The organism is Rhodococcus sp. FH8, from assembly GCF_019266085.1.
GTDB classification, from domain to species: domain Bacteria; phylum Actinomycetota; class Actinomycetes; order Mycobacteriales; family Mycobacteriaceae; genus Rhodococcus_F; species Rhodococcus_F qingshengii.
The window spans coordinates 51,232-72,599 of the sequence record NZ_LPNQ01000065.1 but is presented as its reverse complement, the minus strand read 5'-3'; the positions used below and the strand labels follow the sequence as shown (position 1 = coordinate 72,599).

22 protein-coding genes and 1 tRNA gene are annotated in these 21,368 nt (G+C 61.1%); 15 read left to right on the top strand and 8 right to left on the bottom strand.

Annotated elements, in window-relative coordinates; genetic code table 11:
* Positions 1-54 precede the first annotated feature (54 nt).
* Together ATN38_RS14650 and ATN38_RS14645 are read left to right on the top strand one after the other, a co-directional pair.
* Positions 55-1,566: an APC family permease gene (locus ATN38_RS14650; protein ID WP_218748169.1), complete on the top strand. Its 1,512-nt coding sequence runs from the start codon at positions 55-57 to the stop codon at positions 1,564-1,566.
* Positions 1,566-2,318: an IclR family transcriptional regulator gene (locus ATN38_RS14645; protein ID WP_007726535.1), complete on the top strand. Its 753-nt coding sequence runs from the start codon at positions 1,566-1,568 to the stop codon at positions 2,316-2,318. The genes ATN38_RS14650 and ATN38_RS14645 overlap by 1 nt, the downstream gene beginning before the upstream one ends.
* A gap of 3 nt (positions 2,319-2,321) precedes the next feature.
* Here the strand turns inward: ATN38_RS14645 and ATN38_RS14640 are convergent, their stop codons facing one another.
* The 4 genes from ATN38_RS14640 to ATN38_RS32770 all read right to left on the bottom strand — a co-directional run bounded on the left by ATN38_RS14640 (position 2,322) and on the right by ATN38_RS32770 (position 5,185).
* Entirely contained in the window at positions 2,322-3,845 is a 1,524-nt protein-coding gene (locus tag ATN38_RS14640) for a hypothetical protein (RefSeq protein ID WP_042452327.1), read from the bottom strand.
* A gap of 328 nt (positions 3,846-4,173) precedes the next feature.
* Positions 4,174-4,458 carry a hypothetical protein gene (locus ATN38_RS14635; protein WP_042452329.1) on the bottom strand — a complete coding sequence of 95 codons (285 nt, stop codon included), beginning with the start codon at positions 4,456-4,458 and terminating at the stop codon, positions 4,174-4,176.
* A gap of 25 nt (positions 4,459-4,483) precedes the next feature.
* On the bottom strand, positions 4,484-5,053 hold the full coding sequence (gene dcd, locus ATN38_RS14630) for a dCTP deaminase (RefSeq protein WP_003943702.1): 570 nt from the start codon (positions 5,051-5,053) through the stop codon (positions 4,484-4,486).
* 9 nt (positions 5,054-5,062) lie between these two features.
* Positions 5,063-5,185: a hypothetical protein gene (locus ATN38_RS32770; protein WP_256261805.1), complete on the bottom strand. Its 123-nt coding sequence runs from the start codon at positions 5,183-5,185 to the stop codon at positions 5,063-5,065.
* A gap of 173 nt (positions 5,186-5,358) precedes the next feature.
* On the opposite strand from ATN38_RS32770, the gene ATN38_RS14625 reads away from it, so the two are divergent.
* Positions 5,359-5,432 (top strand) — tRNA-Gly (locus ATN38_RS14625).
* A gap of 2,308 nt (positions 5,433-7,740) precedes the next feature.
* Here ATN38_RS14625 and ATN38_RS14620 read toward each other — a convergent pair.
* Positions 7,741-7,929, bottom strand: coding sequence for a hypothetical protein (locus tag ATN38_RS14620; protein ID WP_042452334.1), 189 nt, complete (start codon positions 7,927-7,929; stop codon positions 7,741-7,743).
* Positions 7,930-7,987: 58 nt separating this feature from the next.
* On the opposite strand from ATN38_RS14620, the gene ATN38_RS14615 reads away from it, so the two are divergent.
* Genes ATN38_RS14615 through ATN38_RS14605 form a run of 3 tightly spaced genes read left to right on the top strand, consistent with a single transcriptional unit; the run spans position 7,988 to position 10,019 of the window.
* Positions 7,988-8,350, top strand: a complete 363-nt coding sequence (locus ATN38_RS14615; RefSeq protein ID WP_042452337.1) for a GntR family transcriptional regulator — start codon at positions 7,988-7,990, stop codon at positions 8,348-8,350.
* A complete protein-coding gene (locus tag ATN38_RS14610) occupies positions 8,347-9,282 on the top strand; it encodes an ABC transporter ATP-binding protein (protein WP_218748168.1) in 936 nt (311 codons plus the stop codon). The genes ATN38_RS14615 and ATN38_RS14610 overlap by 4 nt, the downstream gene beginning before the upstream one ends.
* Entirely contained in the window at positions 9,279-10,019 is a 741-nt protein-coding gene (locus tag ATN38_RS14605) for an ABC transporter permease (RefSeq protein WP_218748167.1), read from the top strand. The genes ATN38_RS14610 and ATN38_RS14605 overlap by 4 nt, the downstream gene beginning before the upstream one ends.
* 148 nt (positions 10,020-10,167) lie before the next feature.
* On the opposite strand, the gene ATN38_RS14600 is transcribed toward ATN38_RS14605, so the two are convergent.
* Both ATN38_RS14600 and ATN38_RS14595 read right to left on the bottom strand, forming a co-directional pair.
* A complete protein-coding gene (locus ATN38_RS14600) occupies positions 10,168-10,659 on the bottom strand; it encodes an FBP domain-containing protein (protein ID WP_007726512.1) in 492 nt (163 codons plus the stop codon).
* A 200-nt stretch (positions 10,660-10,859) separates the two neighbouring features.
* On the bottom strand, positions 10,860-11,477 hold the full coding sequence (locus tag ATN38_RS14595) for a DUF1109 domain-containing protein (protein ID WP_042452341.1): 618 nt from the start codon (positions 11,475-11,477) through the stop codon (positions 10,860-10,862).
* 183 nt (positions 11,478-11,660) lie between these two features.
* Here ATN38_RS14595 and ATN38_RS14590 point away from each other — a divergent pair, with 183 nt between their 5' ends.
* The 5 genes from ATN38_RS14590 to ATN38_RS14570 all read left to right on the top strand — a co-directional run bounded on the left by ATN38_RS14590 (position 11,661) and on the right by ATN38_RS14570 (position 16,497).
* The gene (locus tag ATN38_RS14590; RefSeq protein ID WP_257216675.1) at positions 11,661-13,325 is read left to right on the top strand and encodes a hypothetical protein; all 1,665 of its coding nucleotides are present in this window, start codon (positions 11,661-11,663) and stop codon (positions 13,323-13,325) included.
* 46 nt (positions 13,326-13,371) lie between these two features.
* Entirely contained in the window at positions 13,372-14,625 is a 1,254-nt protein-coding gene (locus ATN38_RS14585) for a wax ester/triacylglycerol synthase domain-containing protein (protein ID WP_218748166.1), read from the top strand.
* Positions 14,626-14,762: 137 nt separating this feature from the next.
* The gene (locus tag ATN38_RS14580) at positions 14,763-15,647 is read left to right on the top strand and encodes an MBL fold metallo-hydrolase (RefSeq protein WP_064074896.1); all 885 of its coding nucleotides are present in this window, start codon (positions 14,763-14,765) and stop codon (positions 15,645-15,647) included.
* Positions 15,648-15,833: 186 nt separating this feature from the next.
* Entirely contained in the window at positions 15,834-16,295 is a 462-nt protein-coding gene (locus ATN38_RS14575) for an Hsp20/alpha crystallin family protein (protein WP_007726499.1), read from the top strand.
* A gap of 58 nt (positions 16,296-16,353) precedes the next feature.
* Entirely contained in the window at positions 16,354-16,497 is a 144-nt protein-coding gene (locus ATN38_RS14570) for a hypothetical protein (RefSeq protein ID WP_193595562.1), read from the top strand.
* Between the two features lie 356 nt (positions 16,498-16,853).
* On the opposite strand, the gene ATN38_RS14565 is transcribed toward ATN38_RS14570, so the two are convergent.
* Entirely contained in the window at positions 16,854-17,570 is a 717-nt protein-coding gene (locus ATN38_RS14565; RefSeq protein ID WP_042452349.1) for a TetR/AcrR family transcriptional regulator C-terminal domain-containing protein, read from the bottom strand.
* 223 nt (positions 17,571-17,793) lie between these two features.
* Here ATN38_RS14565 and ATN38_RS14560 point away from each other — a divergent pair, with 223 nt between their 5' ends.
* From ATN38_RS14560 to ATN38_RS14545, 4 genes are all read left to right on the top strand, one after another.
* The gene (locus tag ATN38_RS14560) at positions 17,794-19,125 is read left to right on the top strand and encodes an ice-binding family protein (RefSeq protein ID WP_218748165.1); all 1,332 of its coding nucleotides are present in this window, start codon (positions 17,794-17,796) and stop codon (positions 19,123-19,125) included.
* Positions 19,126-19,779 carry a class F sortase gene (locus ATN38_RS14555; protein WP_042452354.1) on the top strand — a complete coding sequence of 218 codons (654 nt, stop codon included), beginning with the start codon at positions 19,126-19,128 and terminating at the stop codon, positions 19,777-19,779.
* A gap of 95 nt (positions 19,780-19,874) precedes the next feature.
* Entirely contained in the window at positions 19,875-21,026 is a 1,152-nt protein-coding gene (locus ATN38_RS14550) for an alkane 1-monooxygenase (RefSeq protein ID WP_042453481.1), read from the top strand.
* The gene (locus ATN38_RS14545) at positions 21,023-21,364 is read left to right on the top strand and encodes a hypothetical protein (RefSeq protein ID WP_003943650.1); all 342 of its coding nucleotides are present in this window, start codon (positions 21,023-21,025) and stop codon (positions 21,362-21,364) included. Before ATN38_RS14550 ends, ATN38_RS14545 begins: the two co-directional genes overlap by 4 nt.
* The last annotated feature ends 4 nt before the right edge of the window (positions 21,365-21,368 follow it).

Genomic DNA, 21,368 nt, shown 5'->3' with positions numbered 1-21,368 from the left:
GCGGAAGCATGCCCGCAATATCGGCGTTACAGAACCGGACTAGCGTGACGCGACATGTCCGCTCTCACCGAAGCCATCGCGCGGTCCTTCACCACGCGCGAGAAGCAGCCCCCGGCGCGATCACCGCTGCGGGCGTTGGGCCGTCGGCAACTCTCGGGCGCCGAAGTGCTGGCCCAGTCGGTGGCAACCACTGCCCCTGCTGTGTCGATGGTCGTTCTGCCCGTCACCATGCTGACACACGGCCGATTGTTGAGCGGGATGATCACCATCATCGCGGCCACCGTGCTGGTGACGCTCATAGCCTTCTGCGTTTCGCAGTTCACTCGCCGAATGGCTGCGTCGGGCGGATTGCACAGCTTCGTCTTTCGTGGCCTGGGCACCCGGGCAGCATTGACCACCGGCATCGCCATGCTGGTCAAGTACGTCGGCAGCGCGGTGATGACGCTCTATCACGGCGGACAGGCCGCAATCGCATTGCTCGGCTTCGCGGGTGTGCACGTGGACAAGACTTTTCACGTCATCGCGCTCTATCTGGGGATAGCCTTGCTGATTCTCGGCGCTCTCGTGCGAAGTGTCAGATTTGCCGCGCTCGCGATCCTCGTCGTCGAAAGCTGTTCACTTCTGTTCATCGTCGGGCTCATGATCCTGGGCGGTTCCGGAAGTCAACAAGCACAGATCGTTCCACCCACCTCCGGCCACGGGTTGTTACTCACCGCCCTGGCTGCCGTGTTCGCTCTCGCCGGATTCGAGAGCGCGGCCTTCTTCGGCCCCGAGGCCCGTCGCCCGCTGGTAACCGTCACCCGCACAGTCCTTCTCACTCCGATCATCTGTGGATCGCTCTTCATCTTCGCGGGCTGGGCCGCTTGGTCCGGGCGCAGTGACACCCTCGTCAACGCCTATCTCCACGGAACGGCGACGGGCGTGAGCCCCGGTGTCGTAATCGCGCTCAACGTCGGTCTGGGGTGCTCGTGGCTGGCGTCCTCGATGGCGTCGTCCAATGCTGCGTCACGCCTGGTCTATTCGTTCGGTGTCGAGCGCCTACTCCCCCGCCGGTTCGCCTCGGTTCACAGTGCCTTCCGTACGCCCTACTTCGCATTGACTACCGTGGTCTGCACCGTCCTGCTGGGCGGCGGAACCTTTGCCGTTCTCGGGCGCGGAGAAATCTTCGACGACGTTCGACTGACTGTTCGCGGCGCCGTCATCGTGGCCTATGCACTGACGGCTATCGCATCCGTTGTCTTCCTGACACGGATCGGCGAGCACACTCCCGACGTTCTCGCGGCCGCGTCGTGTGGCAGTGGTGCCGGCGCGATAGTCCTCGGTTACCTGGTTTATGCCAACACGATCGACCACGCGTACGTTGCACCGATCGCCGTACTCGTGATCCTGACCTCGGGCACACTCTGGCAGTTCTACCTGCGACGCCGAAGCCCCAAAAGTCTGCTGCACGTCGGCGCTTTCGACAGTCCCGAAACCGAGGACGTACTACCAGGAGCTGGGGTGTTCGCCACCGACGCAGCCGGAAACATCGTGCTGGTGGGCGAGCCGACTGCCGGCGCCCGCTGATGGTGGGCCGACCACGCGACCTCGGTGGGCACGAACCCCGAGCGGTTCAGCGCGCCCTTGCCCTCCTCGAGTCGGCGGCCAGGCTCGGATCGGGAGCCACCGCCAAGGACATTGCCGCCCTGGCCGACATCCCACCTGCCACTGCGTATCGGTTACTCAACATCCTTGTCGCCGACGGTTACCTGGTTCGGATCGCCGACCTCTCCGGCTTCGCACTAGGCCGACGCACCCGTGAATTAGCCGGGGCTGCCGCCGAACCCACACCCATCGACAATTCGGTGCTCCTCGAAGAACTCCGCGAACAGCTACGGTTCGGCGTCTACCTCGCGTCGTTTGCAGAAAACAGAATTCGGCTCGTCGATCGCGATCCCGACCACGAACTCAGTGGTGAACGGACACTGGTCACAGCCGTTCACGCGTCGGCTATCGGGAAGCTGCTCCTCGCCAACCGACCCGAATTGGCCGAGGCCCCACTGCGAAAGGTCACCGCACACACCATCACCGACGGCGACGCGTTGGAACTCGAGCTCTCGCGGATCCGGCGCGGTGAGGCCGCCCGTGAGGTCGACGAGATTCGTGTCGGACGCTCCGCCGTCGCCGTCCCGATCCACGACGCGGAAAGGTGTGTCGTCGGTGCCTTGGCTGCGATAGGTCCGACCGGCAGACTTTCCGTCGACGACGCAGACCTGGTGGCACTGCTGCGGGAGTACGCGGAACGCATCGTTGCACCGACGATGTCGAAGGCAAGCTGAAAGTCAGAGGCCGAACACACGTTTGGCAAAGCCGAGATGCTCGTCGGCCCAGCCGATGACGCCGAGCGTGGAATCGAGATTCTGCGGCGGAGTGCGCACCAAGGTGTCGCGTCGGACGAGTCGGTCGAAATCGATCTGAGCGCGGTCGAACTGGACCCCTGCCGTGACCATGATGTTCGCCAGTTCTTGCGCCATCACCCCGTACGCGACTGTCGTGGGATGAACGCCGTCGAGCGAGAAGAGGCCGCCCGAAGCGCGGCCGCCGCGACCGTCGGCGGAGAAGAACAGCGAGTCCGGCACGGGTTGCAAGTCGGTCAGCGCCTTGGGAAGGGGGTACGGCGTCCACCATGACGGCCGCGCATTGACGTCGGTGACGTAGCGCCGTGAGGCCACGCGCTCGAGCAACCCGGCAATATCGCAGAGGTACCAGTCCTTCCCCACCCGACGGGCATTCGCGACGGCTTGCTCGATTCCGTCGTTGTACATGTCGATTGCGGTGTCGACGGCCCACGCCTGCGCGCCGGTGATGTGCTGATCGCGTTGTGGGTCGAAGTCGGTGTCGCGCACCCACGGTCGTGCGTAGTACGGGAAGTAGCGGGATCCGATTTCGATCTTCCCCCCGAGCCCGTGGGCGATCGGTGCGATGGTCACGTGTGGGACGGTGCAGAGGATGACGTGCTGGGCGTTGATCTTGCGGATCGCGGCCAGCACCTCGGCGTACTCCGACGCGAAGTGCTCAGGCCGCCACACCGTGTAGTCGCGCTTGCCGCCCGGATCACGGAAGTTGTTGCCGCTCCACTCGACTCGAAGTTCGGTGACGGTGCGGAGCGCGTTGTTGGCACCGAGGAAGACGATCAGAGTTTCGATGCCTTCCTTGCCCAACTCCGCTGCTGCGTCGAACGCGGTCATACGCTTCTCGGCGTCGGAGCCTCGCGGCAGAACTCGCAGTGCGGCGCGCTCGCCGTTGTTCTCGACGATCTGGCTGATCAAATCGTCGTGCGGTTGGTGAAGAGCATCCTCGCAGCCCTGCGCCGTCTTGGTCAGAGCGTCACGAAGATCCCACCCGTACACCGAGAGGTTGTGGTTGATTGTCGAGAATGTCGGCGCTTCGCTGCCCGGTCCGCGTTCCCAATAGTCCTCTACCTGATCCATGAACGCGCGCGCAGCAAAGAGTGCGAGCGGCACCTCCCAGAGGTCGAGCCGTGGGCCGAAGCGCTCCTCGAGGGTGCGGAGCAACAGTTCGATGTTGAGCGGAAGCCCGCCCGGGCCGCCGTAACGGGGAAAGCGGAACTGGTCGAGCCGGCCCAGCTGGTAAGCAATGATCGCCGGATACGACAGATCGGTATTGAAGATCGCCCCGCTCTGGAATCCCTGAGACAGCGAATCGCCGATGACCACCAACCGGTGGGGAGCATCTCCCCCTGGCGGAACTACCGGAATCCCCACTGTGGGATCGAACTGCGGAACCCTTGGTCCGCCGGCGGCCGCGGCCACGACGTCGTCGGGAGTATCGGATGGAAGTTCCATGCCCACTCACCTCCGGAAAAGTCCAGCTGGTCAGCTTATCAGTGGTGGCTTACGCCGATCGGCATTGTCCTGCTCCGATTGCTTCTCGATCGACCTGACAACCTCGTCGGCCCACTGTTGATTTCGCCCGTCGAATTCCGCGCGGTCCCGACGCGCGATACCCCGCCCCACCAGGATGGCAATCGGAATGGAACACACGACCCATACGAGTAGTACGCCTCCGACAATCCACCACATAACCAGTAATTGTGCCCGATTCGACGACTGTTGTGCTCCAGGTCGAAACATCTGTCCGAATCGTGGCGGTCAATCCAGGTGAGCGCGCAGGTCAGAAACGATCTGCGTCGACAGTTTCACGGGCTTTGCGAACCTGATTCCAACCACGAGCGGCGATGCCGAAGGCAACAAGCGACATCAGATCCGAGACCGTCAGACCGTGTTCTCTGTTCAACGACCACAAGACCTGACCTTCCAGCGGTCCATTGAAGAACAGCCACGCCACCCCTGCACAGACGGTCACAACAACACTGGCTTTGGACGGCTTCATCAAACACACGGTGCTGGTCACGAACAACAAGTTCATGAAAACCAGACCGTAGAAAATTCCGATCATGCGACTCCCCCCGAAGTTCGTTCGTTCAGCCGCGGTTGAAGTTCAGGTACGCCTTCGACGGTGTCGGGCCGCGCTGGCCCTGGTATTTGGATCCGGCCTCGGAGCTTCCGTAGGGGAACTCTGCAGCGCTCGAGAGCTTGAGCAGGCAGAGCTGTCCGATCTTCATTCCCGGCCAGAGCGTGATCGGCAGGTTTGCGACGTTGGACAGCTCCAGTGTGATGTGGCCGCTGAAACCCGGGTCGATGAAACCGGCGGTGGAGTGCGTCAAAAGGCCCAGGCGCCCGAGGCTCGACTTACCTTCGAGGCGCCCGGCCAGGTCGTTCGGCAGCGAGCACACTTCGAGAGTCGAACCGAGAACGAACTCGCCGGGATGCAGTACAAACGGCTCGCCCTCTGCCGGTTCGACCAGGCTGGTCAGCTCGTCCTGGCGCAGTGCCGGGTCGATGTGCGTGTACCGCGTATTGTTGAACACCCGAAACAGACCGTCCAGTCGGACGTCGACGCTCGACGGTTGCACCATGGAGTCGTCGAAAGGGTCGATACCCAGACGTCCAACGGAGATTTCGGCACGGATGTCACGATCGGAGAGCAGCACAGGTAGAGGTTACCGGTTCTGCGGGCAGTGCCGACCCATCGCCGGGGCGATCACACTGTGGTTACCGAACACGATGCGCGGGTTCTGGACTCCCACGGCAGAGCCCAGCCCCACCTGTCTCAAGTTCTCCATGCCGAAAGGCTTTCCCGCGCAGAACTTGTGGGCAAATCATTTACCGATGGCGCCGACTTCCACACGCCTGTGTTGATCAATTACGGCCGGGGACACCGCTGCTTGAAAGCTCGTCTGATAATGTTCGGAAAGCACGTTGATCGGCGGTGAAAACACGTCCGGTCGGCTGCGACGCCGATGTAGTTCAATGGTAGAACATCAGCTTCCCAAGCTGAATACGCGGGTTCGATTCCCGTCATCGGCTCCACAGATTCTCCGCAGTTCAGAGCCCTTTTGGGGCAGTCGAACTTCGCTTGTTTGGGTCCCAAATCCTGTGACAGGTACACGGCAGGTACACAACCCCCTCCATTCAGTGATCAGTCAATGTGAATCCAACGAAAATGGGGGTGCTAGAGGACCGCGTCTCGGAATTCTGCAGTTCATCGATGCCGTCCGACTGGTCGTGCCCCGGCCTGAATCGGTGTCCATTGCGCGCACTGTCAGGAGAGTGCTGTCGACCTCGAAGCCGATGGTCGCCGGTACCTCGGTTCGTTTGCCTTCCATCAGTGATTCGAGCGCGACTACCAACAAATGGGTTTGGAAACTGTCTCCGCTCGGACTCCGCACAGCTTGTCAGTTGAATATTGCAAAAACGATCTGCCGTAGCGCACCCATACGCCGAGGACCACAACTCACGCACGAATGCAGGTCTTCTCACAATCACAACTGTGAAAGGACCCAAGTGCGTCAAAAAATCACCTTCGAAAAGCATCAAGTACGTATTCTTCCTCAGTACCGGACAGCCCTGACCGTAAGTCCCAACGCACGCCATCGGTCTGCACATTAAAACCCTCACCAACCTACATCTTGTGCCTGCTCGGATCATCCGTGGATCAACTCATACACTCCGAATCCGGAGAGCCGGATAAAGCTCGAAGAAATACCCCAGTTTCGAGGACTGTCACATTAGCGTCGCGCTACCTTCCCGAAGATCTTTAGAAACCGGCAGATTGGCCCCAATTCGATAGAAGGCCGTAAGTGTCCAGAGTCGAAACCTCATTCCCCGCAAGCATCGCAGCGTCTTCCCTGGTTATGACGTTCGGAACTACGGCTTCTCACGCAACTGCCAAACCGGGCAACTTTGGCGCAGGTGCTTCTGGTGGATCTTGGTTGGTGGACTACAACTCCTCGAATGGCCTCGGATATATCAGGACAGTCACCTCATTCGGTCCAGGCTCGCCGCTTACATTGCAGGTCTCAATTTCGATAGCAGGACATCTGCCCTGTATGCAGTAGCGAATACTGCCGGGCCCTAGACGGAGCGAGGAGGTGAATTCAAATGGATAACGTCCTCTTTGCTATCGTCAACGTGATCGTGGCGATGGCGAACGGTTCCACGATCCCCTTCTCATTAGAAGGCGCAGGGCCACTAACCGCTCCCGACTTGTAGAGAAGATCGGCCGACCGCATGTGGATGACATTTTCAGCTCTGCCTGAAACCTGCATATCAGAAGATGCGTGGATCGTGCGGTGGTCACAAACATAAGCTCCCCTTCCTGGCCAGGAAGGGGAGCTTATGTTTGACAGGTCCCAAATAGTCGGTCGAGGCCGCCCCGAATAGGATCAGCAACCGAATGTCACAGCGCCGACTGGTTTGATCACGCGAGTGTGCACCGTGAGCAGAATTCACACAGAGGTCGATTAATGTGCATCTGCTGAATCAGCCTTCTCAGCTCCGTTTGATCGAATACGTCTGCTGGCTCGAGTGCCCTTGCTACGGGGAGGCAAGCTACCGATCTCGGACGCGGGCGCTGTCTCTTGATGTTGATGTTGACCACGATGGACCTGTGCCTAGTTGGCACTGACCAATTTAGGTCGTCGAACAGGTAGCCCGTGGAAGCGCTTCACTCTTCGGCGTGATCACGAGCGGCCGCTATGTGGTGAGGATCGGTCGGTCTCCTCTTGAAATGTAGTCGGCAAATCGTTCAATTCCTGCTTGTGAGAAGCTTCCTCGACCTGCGCGTCTAAGTGCGGCTTCGACGAATGGGAGCGGTTTCCTGCGGTATGTGCGGTAGATGCTGTCGAGTACTGGTTGCAGTGCCCGGCGTGCGAGGTCTGCTGTTTCCGGGTCTGAACCCCCGAATTTCACTGTCACATTCGGCATAGATACCCCTGCTGGTCGAGTGTCCGATTCCCTGGCCGGAAGCGTACGTATCGGGATTGCAAATCAGTACAGAAACACCAAAACGGGGCGCTAAGTCCCTACTTGCGGTGGATACGACTCCGCCTTTGGGTTGACGAAAAACAGCCCGACCGCCGCGTGCGGTCCGGCTTCCGTTCTACGACTACGGGTTACGCCCCGAAGCCGAGGCTTCTGGTTTCGCCTGCTTCACGGGTGGGTGGCGAACTGCCGATGCTGACGGGTGTTTGCGTTTCAACACATAGCGAACTCCCCATCTACAACGTCCATGCAGAATGACCCCCGCGACATAGTTGCCGCCTTCGACGAGGTGGCCGAATTCATTGAGGCGATAACTACCGGCCACCCGAAGGTGCCCCGTCCCGTGGTCGACCACCTAGATCGGCGGTTCCATGGTTCCGAAGAAGCTCAATGCCTGTGCGCAACGCCCCGGGATCTGGAAGTCGTAGCTGGTCTGCATCCAAGCTGTTCCATCAGCCTCTGCGATGAATGCCCCGATGGGTAGCGCTCGGAGACCCACGTCATCGGTGCCAGATTCCGCGATCTCATTGCCAACATGCTCCACGACGTTCTATGGTTCATTACATGAGTAATGAACCAGTGAACACCGGGCGTCGATCATCGTGATCGACGACGGACGACCACTGTTCCAGCAGATCGCCGAGCAGATCGAAGGCTCGATCATCGACGGCTCCCTGCCGGAAGACGGGCAGGTGCCCTCAACCAACGAACTGGCGGCGTTCCACCGAATCAATCCGGCGACTGCAGCCAAGGGCCTCAATCAGCTCGTAGGCGAGGGGATCCTCTACAAGAAACGGGGAATCGGAATGTTCGTCACGGTCGGCGCCCGCGACGCACTCAGGTTCAGACGACGAGAAGCGTTCGCGCGCCAATACATCGAGCCGCTGGTCACGGAGGCCGACCGGCTCCAGATTTCCCTCGGCGAACTCAAATCCATGCTGGACGACAGGAAGGCGGACCGATGAACGCAAGCACGACAACGACCGAGCCCCGAGTCAGGCGTTTCGACGAAACTGAACTTGTCGCCTCGATGCGCTCCGTGGACAGAAAGTACGGGGATGTCGACGCGCTCGCGGACGTCTCGTTCGAGATCACCCGCAACAAGATCTACGGTCTGCTCGGCCGTAACGGCGCAGGCAAGACGACGATCATGCAGATACTGACCGGGCAGGACCTGCACACCCGCGGCGACGTCGAGGTATTCGGCGCTGCCCCTTTCGAAAATGCCGACGTCCTGGCAAACGTGTGCTTCGTCAAGGAAAGCCAGACGTACCCCGAAGACCTCAAGGTCAAGCACGTACTCGTCGCCGCCGGCCATCTACTCCCGAATTGGGACCACGCGTTCGCCGAGACACTGCTCGACGACTTCCAACTTCCCCTCTGTCGCAAGGTGAAGAAGCTTTCACGCGGCATGCGGTCGGCATTGGGGGTGATCATCGGACTCGCCTCCCGCGCGCCCCTGACGCTTTTCGACGAGCCGTATCTCGGTCTCGATGCCGTTGCACGCCAACTGTTCTACGATCGCCTGCTTGCGGACTACGCCGAACATCCTCGCACTGTGGTGCTTTCGACTCACCTGATCGACGAGGTAGCCAATCTACTCGAGCACGTGATTGTCGTCGACGGCGGCCGGATTGTCGTCGACGCAGACGCGGATGCACTGCGTAGCCGCGCCGTGGTGGTATCCGGTCCCATTGATGCGGTGGATGCCGTTGCTGCGTCCGGCAGGGTCCTGCGCCGGGAGACACTGGGCGCCCACAGCCGAATCATGTTGCAGGCCGATGTGACAGAGACCGAGCGAAACCGACTGCGGGAGGCTGGAGTCCAAGTGGAACCGGCATCTTTGCAGGAACTTGTCATCGCGACTTCGACGCAGCGCAAGGAGATCACCGTATGAGTATCGCAACGACAGAGCCACGGACGGTCCCGAAGACGCCCGCTCGGTCCAGGATCGGTGCCGTCCTACAACTGCACACGGTCGCGTGGCCGTTGCTGATCGCCTGGCCGGTGGGCATCCTGTTGATCTCGTTCCTGATCAGCTTCACTATCTACGCGATCGTCGGGAACGAGGAGGGTGAAGGATTCACCGGCAGTGTGTTCTCGGTCTACGGTTTCGTGCTGGCGTTCTACCTCCAGTCGATGACGCAGACGTTCCCATTCGCGCTCGGACTGAGCGTGACCCGCCGCGAGTTCTTCACTGCCACCACGGTTATGGCGCTGGCACAGTCCGCAGTCTTCGCAATCGCGCTGCAACTGCTGTCCGTGCTGGAGTCCGCCACCAACGGCTGGGGTGTGCACATGCGCATGTTCGGCATCGCACGCTATTTCACCGACAACACCGCCGTACAGTTGCTCGCACTGTTCGCGACGCTGCTGCTGACCAGTTCGATCGCAATGCTGGCAGGTGCTATCTACCAGCGGTGGAGGATCACCGGTCTACTCCCCTCCCTCACCGGGCTTTTCGGCTTGCTCGGCTTGTCAGCGATCGCGATCACCTGGGCTGGGTGGTGGCCGGCGATCGGTTCGTGGTTTGTCGATACTCCCCGAGTGGTACCGATGGCGCTACTCCCTCTGGCCCTTGCCATCGCGTGCATCGCCGGAGCCTGGGCGACGTTGCGTCGAGCAACGCCGTGACCGCGCAATCATGTGCGACGCCACATGTCGCGTCGTTTCGAAGTGCTCGTCGGATCAAACCCGTCTAGACAGCTCGTCCCCCTCCCTGAGTCAGGAAGGGGGACGAACGTCGCAACAGGGTGCTACCTCGTCCCCGATTTGGTCCGCTCTACTGCCGAGCCACCCGCTCGACAAAACTCGAAGCCCGCAGCACCAGTTCATCTTTCCGGTTCTGGCGCGCAGCGGCGGCATCGTAGCCGGCATACGGGAGCGGGGGGTCGTTACGAACATTGGACGAGCACTGGAAGTCTCGGCAGATCAGTGTTCCGACCGTGCTGCCACGTCGACCGGCGGGCCCGGCCAACTTGGCGCCGTAGAAGACGACCTCGTTGGGGAGTCGCGTGTCGCGGCACCAGGAGCACTGGGCGCGCGATCGCGGAGTGGCCTCGGCTTGAACGAGCAAGACTCCGATGGTCTCCCCGTCGAGTGTCGGGACGATCGCGTAGGCGCGTCGGCCCATTTTCGGATCTCGCCAGCCCAGGTAGTCGAGAGCGTCGAAGTCGATGGTGCCGAAACCGTCCGGCAGGGTGAGATCGGACTTCTCCTTACGACTCGCGTTGACGAGGCTGGAACGAATAGATGTATCGGTCAAAATGATCATGGGTGTATACCAATCGTGGCTCGGTGAAGGTAGGTACAGCTCATGGCCCGATCAGCACCAAGTGCTGTCGGGTCCGAAATGCGCTATCTGTCGCCGGCGAAGACGACGCCGACAACCCCCTCACGCCCATGGGGCGTCACCGTGTACGTATCCACACCGCGATGGTAGCTACAGGCCTGCGTTACAGGCCACTCGATTTATCAGTCACGCCATACCGCCGTGAACTCGTACCAAGGTCCGCCGAGGTGAGTTGCGGAGAAATCATCGAACCCCGATGGTGGGCCGCTGGGCGAGTACACCCACCCACTCGAGGTGATGAACATGCTGTCGTTGTCGATGAAGTAGACCTCATCCGGCCGCACGACATGGGCACTACTGATATCGAACTGGCCGATCTCGAGCTCTTCCACGGTCGATTCAGGCTGCTCCAAAAGACCAATCGCGATGGTCTCGAACTCTCCGCTCTTGTCGAGGAAAGTTGCCGGCGGCATCAACAACACCAGAGCTACTGCAGCGATGACGGCGATCGGGGAGGACAGAATCCACCACGACCACCGCCGGTCCTGGCCAAGGACATAGAGGGTGCGGATCGCCCACACCAGACCGACCACGATCAAGATGAGCAGAGCCGCGGCGCTGACGAGGAAGGGATCCAACCATCTGTACTCCCCGAACGGCGAAGGCCACCAACCGTAATGCCGGCAGACCAACGCAATGAGCGGAACAACGGTGAATGCCAAAAGAATCGGCCCCGGTGGCTTGGACGACTCCGGAGGGTCAGCTACCAACCATTCACCCAGCGACTTCGGCCTTCTCATCACCCCACCGTATCTGCAGGTCATGGCAAAACTCAGCTACACGGCGAATACCTTTGCAGTACAAGCACTCTCGTTCCACTCACAACAACCAACGCAGCGATCGGCACTCTCGCCGCAACCGACACAGATGGACAAACCTCACAATTCTCAGATTCAACGTGCCGATCATGCGACAATCGGACGGTGAACGAGACCGCGAGTGGAGTTTCGCACCCGCACCGCCCGCGACTGCTGAGCGTCGGCGTCCTACTCTCCGCCGCCCTCCTGTGGTCCACTCCCCTCGCCGCTGCCGCGCCCACCGAACCTGGGCCGGCCAGTTGCATATCATTCGGAACCGCCCAACTGCCACCAGGTGCGCCCTCCGGTGGAGGTCGAGTCGGGTTGGCAAACCTACCGACATTCACCGGTTCAACCGCCCCCAGCTCGGTCCAGATCCGCACGCCAACTACGCAATTCAATCGTTTCTGGGACTTCGCGCTAGTCGACCACGACTTACTCGCTCGGCCGCGAGAGACAGGCGCATCAACGGCTCAACCGTGGCGTTTCGTGCCGATGCCCGAGTGCCTGCGTGGACGACTGGTCGGGATATCACTGGACGACGACGAACTCGTCGCGGTCGACGACAACGGCTGGATCTACACGATGGACAACGCATCCCAGGATCCGCTGGTGTGGAATTGGACCTCGGCATGGGGCGCACCGCTGTGGAGCGGTCCCGGCCGACAACTCCCCGGAGACCACCCGAACGGGTGGGCACTGAGCGTCTCGTCGCCTTGGGACAACCAAACTTTCACCGACGTCGCAGGACGGATTCACTTCGTCGGACTCGCCAAGATGACGATGATCCCCACGTTGACCGGGGACGGCAGCCGGATAACCTACGCGGACCCGTGGCTGCCCAACGACGACAGCTACGAGATCGGCGGCCCGCTCGGCGGGCGATTCCAGGCGGACTCGCTGTCGGCGGCCGGATCAACCACTTTCGTGATGAACAAGTACGGCGACATATACACCCGCACATTTGATTTCGATTCTTCGGGATCGGACTCGATCTTCTTCCGCTACAGCTGGGAAGATCAGTCGGACAAGCCGTCGGCACCCAACCTCGTGGCCGAAACACTCGACCGCAGCACCGCCGCGATCCGACTTCCGGCCCCAGACTGGGTGCACCAGCCCAAAATTCCCGGTGAAGTCACATCCGCGATCAGTGTGCACTCACTCGGTCCCGGCCCGAACCGGCGGGAGTTGCGCGTCGAGGGTCTCCGCGGCGCCGAATCCGGCTTCTGGCACAAGGATCTCGTCGGGGATGCCTGGGAGTTCACGCCGACCGGCGCGTCCCTCCTCGGCACACTGATCGAAAACGCGCCGACAGACCGGTCGACGGATACCCTGTCCCCCGCTGCCCCCTGGCACTTGTCCACGACCTTGCCCGCCCGCGACGGTGCCATCGACGGTCAGACTCTGATCGACATCGGGTTTCCGTACTCTGTGGTGGATCCGCGCATGCTCGACGCGATCGGCCAGCCCGCACAACCGTCCGGATACCGACTGGATGTGGACCATTTCGACCCGGTCGCCACCACGCGGACCGCGACCGTGACTGCACCGGATGGCACGGTTCTTCCGGTCGTCCTGCACACCGCCGACGGACTACGGATGACTCCCCGCGCATCCGGCCTCGATGCCGATCCGCGCCACCTCGTCGGGGCAATCGAGATCCCGTCGGACGCGTACGCGGATCGGGCATCGAACCCCGCTCTGGACGCGTTCGTGCAGGACTGGATGCGCGGAAACCCCATTGCCGCGATCACGCTCAGCGCCACCGACCACGACTTGGTGATCCGCTAGCCGAAACCAGCGCCGTCCACCGTGTCGCCTCGATTAGGCTCAGCAGATGGTCGACACCACACCCGACGTGCCGATATCACCCGTCGACGCTGCGAGCCTCCAGCTCGGTGTGCACGTCCAGCCCTACCTGGTCACTATTGCCGGACTGCTCGCTCCTGGTGGCTTCGTCGATCGAGACGGTCGACCTGATCTAGTGCGACTTCACCGCACTCTCGCCGCTCACATCGCGCAGGAGCCGTTACTGCGGCAGCGACCGATCATGCGGAACGGGTCATGGTGGTGGACGGAAAACGACATCGACTTCGACCTCCATCTCTCGCTTGACGAACGCGGGCCTACAGAACCCGACTTCGAATCCGTCTGTGGTCGACTCGTGATGCAACCCCTCGACACCACCCGACCGTTGTGGCACATCGCCTTCGTTCCTGCAGCTCGACCGGGTCTGTGCGGCATTGTCATCCGAGTGCATCACGCGGTTCTCGACGGCGCCAGAGCCAGCGACCTTTTCGAGCGCTTGTTCGCCTCACCTGATTCGAAAAGTACCGACCCGGGCGCTCCCGTGCCGAACATCCCTCCGAAGGCCGCCGGTTCCCTCGACCTCCTCCGATTTCGAATCGGTACTTTCCTGCACCGGCCAATCCGATCACGGGTGTTGCTGGGCGCCATTGGTCCCACGAGATCGATCTCGTCCGTCAACGTCCGCACCTCTCTGATCGAGCATGCCGCGCAGCAAGTGGGAGGCACTTTGAACGATGCCTATCTCGTTGCGGTGGGCGGCGGACTGCGATTCATCCTCCAAGAATGCGGCGAGCCCATCCCCAAGTCGATTGCGGTATCGGTACCCGTCGCAGTCACAGCGATCGGTAGCGCACGCAATGCCGTCGGGTTCATGATCATCGACCTTCCACTTCGTGAAACCGACCCACAACGCACAGTCGCGATCGTCGCGAAGCAAACCGCTGCGGCCAAACCTTCCGCACGCGCTGCGGGAACAACCTTTCGGTCACCGCGTATCGCCGGCGTTTTCGACAAGCTCGCAAAGCGGCAGCACATGATCGGTGCAGTCGTGTCCAACGTCCATGGACCGCGCGGCCCGCTCACGCTCGACGGGGCAGCGCTAGTCGAACTCTGGCCTCTGGGCCCGTTGGCGGGCAATGTCCGCGTCGGCTTCACCGCAGCGTCCTACAACGACACATTCTGGATCGGAATCCAGGCCGATGCCGAGCATCTCCCACCTGCAAGCAAGATCGCCCGAGCCGTCGAACGGACTCTCGACGAAATAGCCGGCACTGCACACTGACTGGATCTACTGCCACTATCCGATGCACCTCGCCGCTTGGGCAACGGATACTGTCGAGACGTCTCGACAACATCTCCACTGATTCGAGCCTGCAAGCCGGTGTCGTCACGACACGATCGTCACGAGGAAGGCGAAAGATGTTCACACCTGCAGAATTCGGCAAGGTCTCGGTACTGGTTCCTGCGAACGGTGGTGCCGTCCCCTACGGGAACACCGTGGTAGTGCACGGATCTGAAAGCACGCTCGTGATCGACCCTTCGCTCTCCCTCGACCGCGATCCCGTCGGCGCAGACCTCGTATTCGTCAGCCACGGGCACGAGGACCACATCGCCGGACTACGCCATTTCGACACCCCGGCCTATGCGCACCATCTCGACGCACCCGCAGTCGCATCCCTCGACACGATGCTCACCAATTACGGCCTTCCTCCGAACGAACGAGTCGAGGTCCAGCAGTCGATTGCTACGCAATACGGCATACCCCCGACCCACGAGGACGTGTCGGGGATCGCGGGCGGCCACGTCTTCGACCTCGGCGACCGCACTGCGACAGTCATTCATTTGCCAGGGCACACCCGCGGACACTGCGGGGTCCTCGTCGAACCAGACGGCTTCTTCTACGTTGCCGACATCGACCTCACCTCCTTCGGCCCGATGTACGGCGACCTGGGTAGCAGCGTCAACGACTTCCTCGACTCCATCGACCACGTCGCAACGATCGACGCACGCTGGTACGGAACATTCCATCAGAAGGGCGTGGTCGAGGGCAGCGACGAGTTCCGTCGCCGGTTGTCCGCATACCGCGACAAATTACTGAGCCGCGAGGACCGTCTCATCCAATTCCTCGGCGAACCAAAACTCTTGGAAGATATAGTCGCTCATCGACTCGTCTACCGCCCCCACGTATCGGCCCCGTACGTCGACGCCGTCGAACGACGGACAGCTCAGCTACACCTCGAACGACTCATCGCATCCGGTGCCGTCACAGTCGACGAAGACAAGGTGTTTCGCCGGACCCTCTGACATCCCTGGCGAACTGATCGCGCCATTTCGGATACTTCCGAAAATTGGACCGAAGTTCACCGAAAAAATCTGGCACTCGAGGTTGCAGAGTGCCAGTTTGGCTGGTTATCATGTTCTCGCACAGTAAGTTCGGTCGCCGTCGAGGTGACGGTGACCTTTCTTAGACGATACGGGAGGTGTGTTGCTGTGCTTCGTTTCGATCCTTTCACCGACATCGACGCGATCACCAAGTCCCTGCTTGCCACCGGAACCGGCAGCAGCCGAAGTCCACGCTTCATGCCGATGGACCTCTACAAGATCGATGACCACTACGTCCTTCACGCCGATCTTCCCGGCGTCGACCCAGGATCAGTGGACGTACAGGTAGACGGCTCGACCCTCACCCTGACCGCGCACCGCAGCGCCATTTCCGAAGAGGGAGTGACGTGGCTGGCCGGTGAGCGTTTCACAGGAACATACAGAAGGCAGCTGTCCATCAGTGAGGACATCGATTCCGAACGGATCGTCGCCTCATACGACAACGGCGTGTTGACCGTGACCTTACCGATCGCAGAGAAGGCGAAACCGCGGCGGATCGAAATCTCGTCGGGACCGCCGTCCCGCACCGCAAACTCCGAGGTGAAAACCCAAGGACAGATCGAAGCCTGACCTGAACGGCTTGGCACGAAATCGACTGTACGAGAGCCTTTCATCCAGGAGGTCCACAATGCTCGCGCCAATCATGGCCCCCGCCGCAGCTCTGGCTGAACCGGTCGTCTGGAACGAAGACCCGCAGCGGCAAGGCTGGTGGAAGCGCATCCTCGCGGCCACCCCGCCCGAGAACCCCACCAACGAAGAATTTCAACCCTGACAAAACCAGACCGTGTTCGCCGAATACGGTCACCCACAAATGAATTGATGCCTTCCGTCCGTCCACCGAGGCGGACGGACGGCATTTACAGGCGCTCTACACACGTTCAGCTCGATGAAGCATTCCGGCCGAACCGAAGAGCCATCACCTGCAGCAGGTCAGGAACCGCCCGAAATGGGCGAAGCAGGACGAAACACTCACACAACAAGGACGAAGCTCGCCGCCACCTGCCAACCGTGACTCGTACGGTTGAAATGTAGACGTCAGTGACTGCGCTGACGCTTACCGACCTCGTCGGTCCCCTGAATTGTGTGGCCGTCGAGGTCGTCTCATGTCTATACCCAAACTGAAAGTGGTCAGCCCTCAACCCTCGTCGGAGGAGATGCCGTCGCCAGACCCTCCAGAAGGATTGCCAGACCGCGCTCGAGTTCGTCCTGCCCGTCGTAGTGAGCCATGATCGTAGCCATCGACCGCAGTCTCGGAAACTCGGCAAGCGCAAGCCGATGCAGACCGAGCCGCAAGAGATCGTCCGTCTCCTCGGGATTTTCGACTATTTCCTGAAGCTCGTTGAGAATGTGCCCGTTGAGGAAGCCGAACACTGCTCGGTAGATGTGTAATGCGTCTTCAGGAGTGAAACCGGCCCGTATCAGCAGTTCGAGAATCGCTTCGACGTAGCGCAACGTCCCGGGAGGACGCAATCCGAGCGGGGTGGACAGCGGCCGAGTGACCAGCAAAGGAACCACGTTGGGGTGCGCGAGCGCGAGGCGGCGATACCCGTACGCAACTGCGTGCAGCTGCCCCCTCCAGTCGCGATCGGACGGGTCGACGACCAGTTGTTCGAGCACGGTCTCGACGACCCCGTCCAGCAGGGCCGCCTTGTTGGCCGCGTACCTGTAGAGAGTCATCGGATTTCTGTCGAGCGCTTTGCCCAGTCGGCGCATGGAGAGGCCGTCGGCACCTTCCTCGTCGATGATCGCCAACGCCGTCGAGAGTACGAGCGCCCTGGTGAGGGGCTCCTCGCGGTCCGCGGCGGGAATCAAACCCTTAGTGCGATCTGGCGAGTGTCCGGTCATCCACAAAACATACATCGTATGCCTACGCGTTGACAGAACAGTACGGCTGGTTTACTGTTCGGATACGCCCTATGCATACAACGTATACACACATCGTATACCCGGAATGTCCGGATTTACGTGGGCGCTCATCGATACGTCCCGGCGCCGGAGTCGGCGCGGACGTACGGACTCACTTTCGTCGCATGAGTCCCTTCTTCAAAGGATCGAAGATGAACAGAACATGACAGCACCCACCGCAACACGACGCTCGCGGTTCTTTCAATTCTCGGGTATTGCAACGATTTCCGTTTTCTCCGTCGGCATTCTCGTCTTGCCGGCCGGCACTGCCGGCGCGGAAGCGACTGCTGTCGGACTCGGCACCGCTGAGCCCTTTGCAGTCCTTGCCGGAGCAGGAATCACCAACACCGGACCGACAACCCTCGGCGGCGATATCGGCACGTATCCGACTCCAACCATCACCGGTGTATCGGACCTGACGATTACCGGCACCAATCATGGTGGCGACGCGGTATCGCAGGGAGCGAAACCCGACGTGTTGACTGCCTACAACACTCTTGCCGGTCAGGGACCCACACAACCGACGGGAGACGACTTGACCGGTCGGACACTGGTTTCGGGTGTCTACAACTCCGGTTCGTCGATCGCACTGTCGGGAACCGTCACCCTCGACGCGCAAGGTGACCCCGATGCAGTCTTCGTCTTCCAAGCGGGATCAACGCTGATCACATCGTCGTCCAGCACCGTTGCACTGATCAACGGAACGCAGGCGTGCAATGTTTTCTGGCAGGTTGGAAGTTCCGCCACCCTGGGCACCAACTCCGTCTTCCGAGGAAACCTGTTGGCGCTGACAGACATTACTGCCACAACCGAGGCAACCGTCGAGGGTCGACTGTTGGCGATCAATGGCGCGGTCACTCTGGATACGAACACCGTTACGATCCCGACCTGTGCGCCTCCTGTCACGACCACGACTCCGACCACTACGACGACTACAGTCCCGCCTGACACCGCGACGACTACCACCACGACTGTGGTCCCGCCGGTGGTGACTACAACCACGACGGTCGTCCCGCCGGAGGTGACTACAACCACGACGGTCGTCCCGCCGGAGGTGACTACAACCACGACTGGTACACCGGTGGAAGCGACGACCACCACACCAGGGCCGAACGGCACGACTACAACCACTGTGGACGTACCGCCGATCATCACGACCAGCCGAAACATTCCGTCCATACCCGAGATTCCCGGTCTCCCACCACTGCCGGGAATACCTCCCACCGTTCCCGGGACGGTAACCGTCCCGTCTCGGGTGCCGACGACGTCAGCTTCTCGAACGGGTACCCCGACCACTCAACCGGTAGGCCCGGAATCCCCGAATGTTCGAGCCCCTCAGGTGCAGCAGGTACCACGAGGGTCGGTCGACACCGGTGACGGAAGCACACAATCCCAACGCGGCGGACAGTCCAGTGGAGGGTGGATCGCCCTGCTCGTCGGCTTCTTCAGCGTCGTGGCTATGTCGGCCCTCGTCATCCGTCGGACAAGTCGATAGATGAAAGACGAAAACTCCGTGATGGCTCCGCGAACTCGCCGAGCCATCACGGCTCTCGCCCTTACTGTTTCAGTACTCGTAACGGTGGTCGGATGCGCCGGTGGACAATCCGACAGCGGAAATTCACAACCACACTCGTCGCCTCGACAAGACACCACATCCGCGCCGCGCGCCACTGACTCTGCACTGCCCGAAAGGGCGCCGGTAACTGCTGACCACCGCCCCGCGCGCCTCGAAATCCCGTCCATCGGCGTCGACACCGACATCATCGATCTCGGACTCGATACCGATGGAGCACTCGAGGTCCCACCGGATGGGAAGGACGCAGGGTGGTACACCGGCGCTCCCGCACCCGGTGAGGTCGGACCGGCAATCATCGCCGGCCACGTCGACTGGCAAGGCACCGACGGGGTCTTCTTCGATCTGCGGAATCTCGAAACAGGAGCCGACATCATCGTCACCAGCGAAGACGGAAGTCGCGCAGTGTTCACCGCTACCAGTGTCGAACACTTCCCCAAAGAGGACTTTCCCACCGACGTCGTATACGGCGACATCGACCACCCCGGACTCCGGATCATCACGTGCGGTGGATCCTTCGACGAAACCGCACGCAGTTACAACGACAACATCATCGCATTCGCCGACCTGGCCTAACCGCCTGAGACGCCGCAGCACACCACTTCGAAAGTCCGCACGAACCGTTGGAGAGCAATGACCGTATTCCACTTTCCCGTGCTCGAGAAGTTTCGATGACAGACACCGACGACATTCGAGCGAGCGCCGAAGCAGGTGTCGACGCTACTGCATGGCGGGATCGGAAGCGTTACTGGTGGCCGTTGGGATTGCTGATCCCGCTGAGTCCCTTCCTGTCCTGGCTGCTGGTCGAATATTTGCACCTCGGCCTGTTCTGGGCGACCGGTGCCTGGATCCTGATTCTCGTCATCCCGATCGTCGACGTCGCAGTCGGCGCAGATGGCCGCAGCCCACCCGACAACGTGATCGCGGCATTGCAGGACGACCGCTACTACCGCTGGTGTACCTACCTGTTCGTGCCACTTCAATACGCTGGCCTCGTCTTCGCCGCATGGTGTTGGGCGCACGCCCCGATGGCAACCGGAGAGAAGATCGCACTGGCGATGACCGTCGGCGTCGTTGCGGGCGTCGGTATCAATGCCGCACACGAACTAGGCCACAAGAGCAGCCGCCTCGAGCGGCGGTTGGCGAAAATTGTGCTCGCTCAATCGTTCTACGGGCACTTCTACATCGAGCACAATCACGGTCACCACGTCAACGTTGCGACGCCGCGCGATCCCGCCAGTGCTCGTTTCGGGGAATCGTTCTGGATATTCCTGCCCCGCAGCGTATTCGGAGGTCTGAAATCGGGCTGGCGGATCGAATCAGCACGCCTGCGCCGGCAGGGTTCACCCGCACTGTCGCCTCGAAACAACATCGTGCAGGCATGGTCGCTGAGCGCCGCACTGTTCGGGACGTTGATCACCTTATTCGGGTGGCAGATACTGCCCTGGCTGCTCCTGCAAGCCTTGGCCGGGATCACGTTCCTCGAGGCCGCAAACTACCTCGAACACTACGGATTGCTCCGTGCGCGAAGACAAGACGGCAGCTTTGTCAAAGCCCGGCCCGAAGACAGTTGGAACAGTGATCATCTCTTGTCCAATTTGTTCCTGTACCAATTACAACGACACAGTGACCATCACGCGAATCCGCGTCTGCGCTACCAATCTCTGCGCAGCGCTCCAACCGCTCCGCAACTCCCTGCCGGATACGCGGTGATGATCGTCTGCGCTGCCGTACCACCACTGTGGCGGCGGATGATGGATCACCGTGTCCTCGGCTACTACAACGGCAACGTCGAGCTCATTCACACCAAGGCGACGATATGAATGACAATGCCCGAGACGACGACCACAGCGACGGGCACTACACGGCCACCGGGCCGACCAAACACGCCAGAGCTGCGTACCAGCCGGCGCGCACCCGGCTCAGACGAGCCGCACCGAGCCTGGACGTCGTCGCTGCCGCGGAGTACCTGTTGACCCAGCCCGACGCATACCTCTATCGCCGCCGATACCTCGACCTGATCACTCAAACCCCCGGGCCCGACGGAACATCGATCACCGACTACGCCGCAGCTGAACGCTACCTACTTGTCACCGCTACCGCGCACCGCAGAACTCATAGTGAGGTTCGTCCATTGCCGGCACCCGGCGATTTTCTGTGAAGTG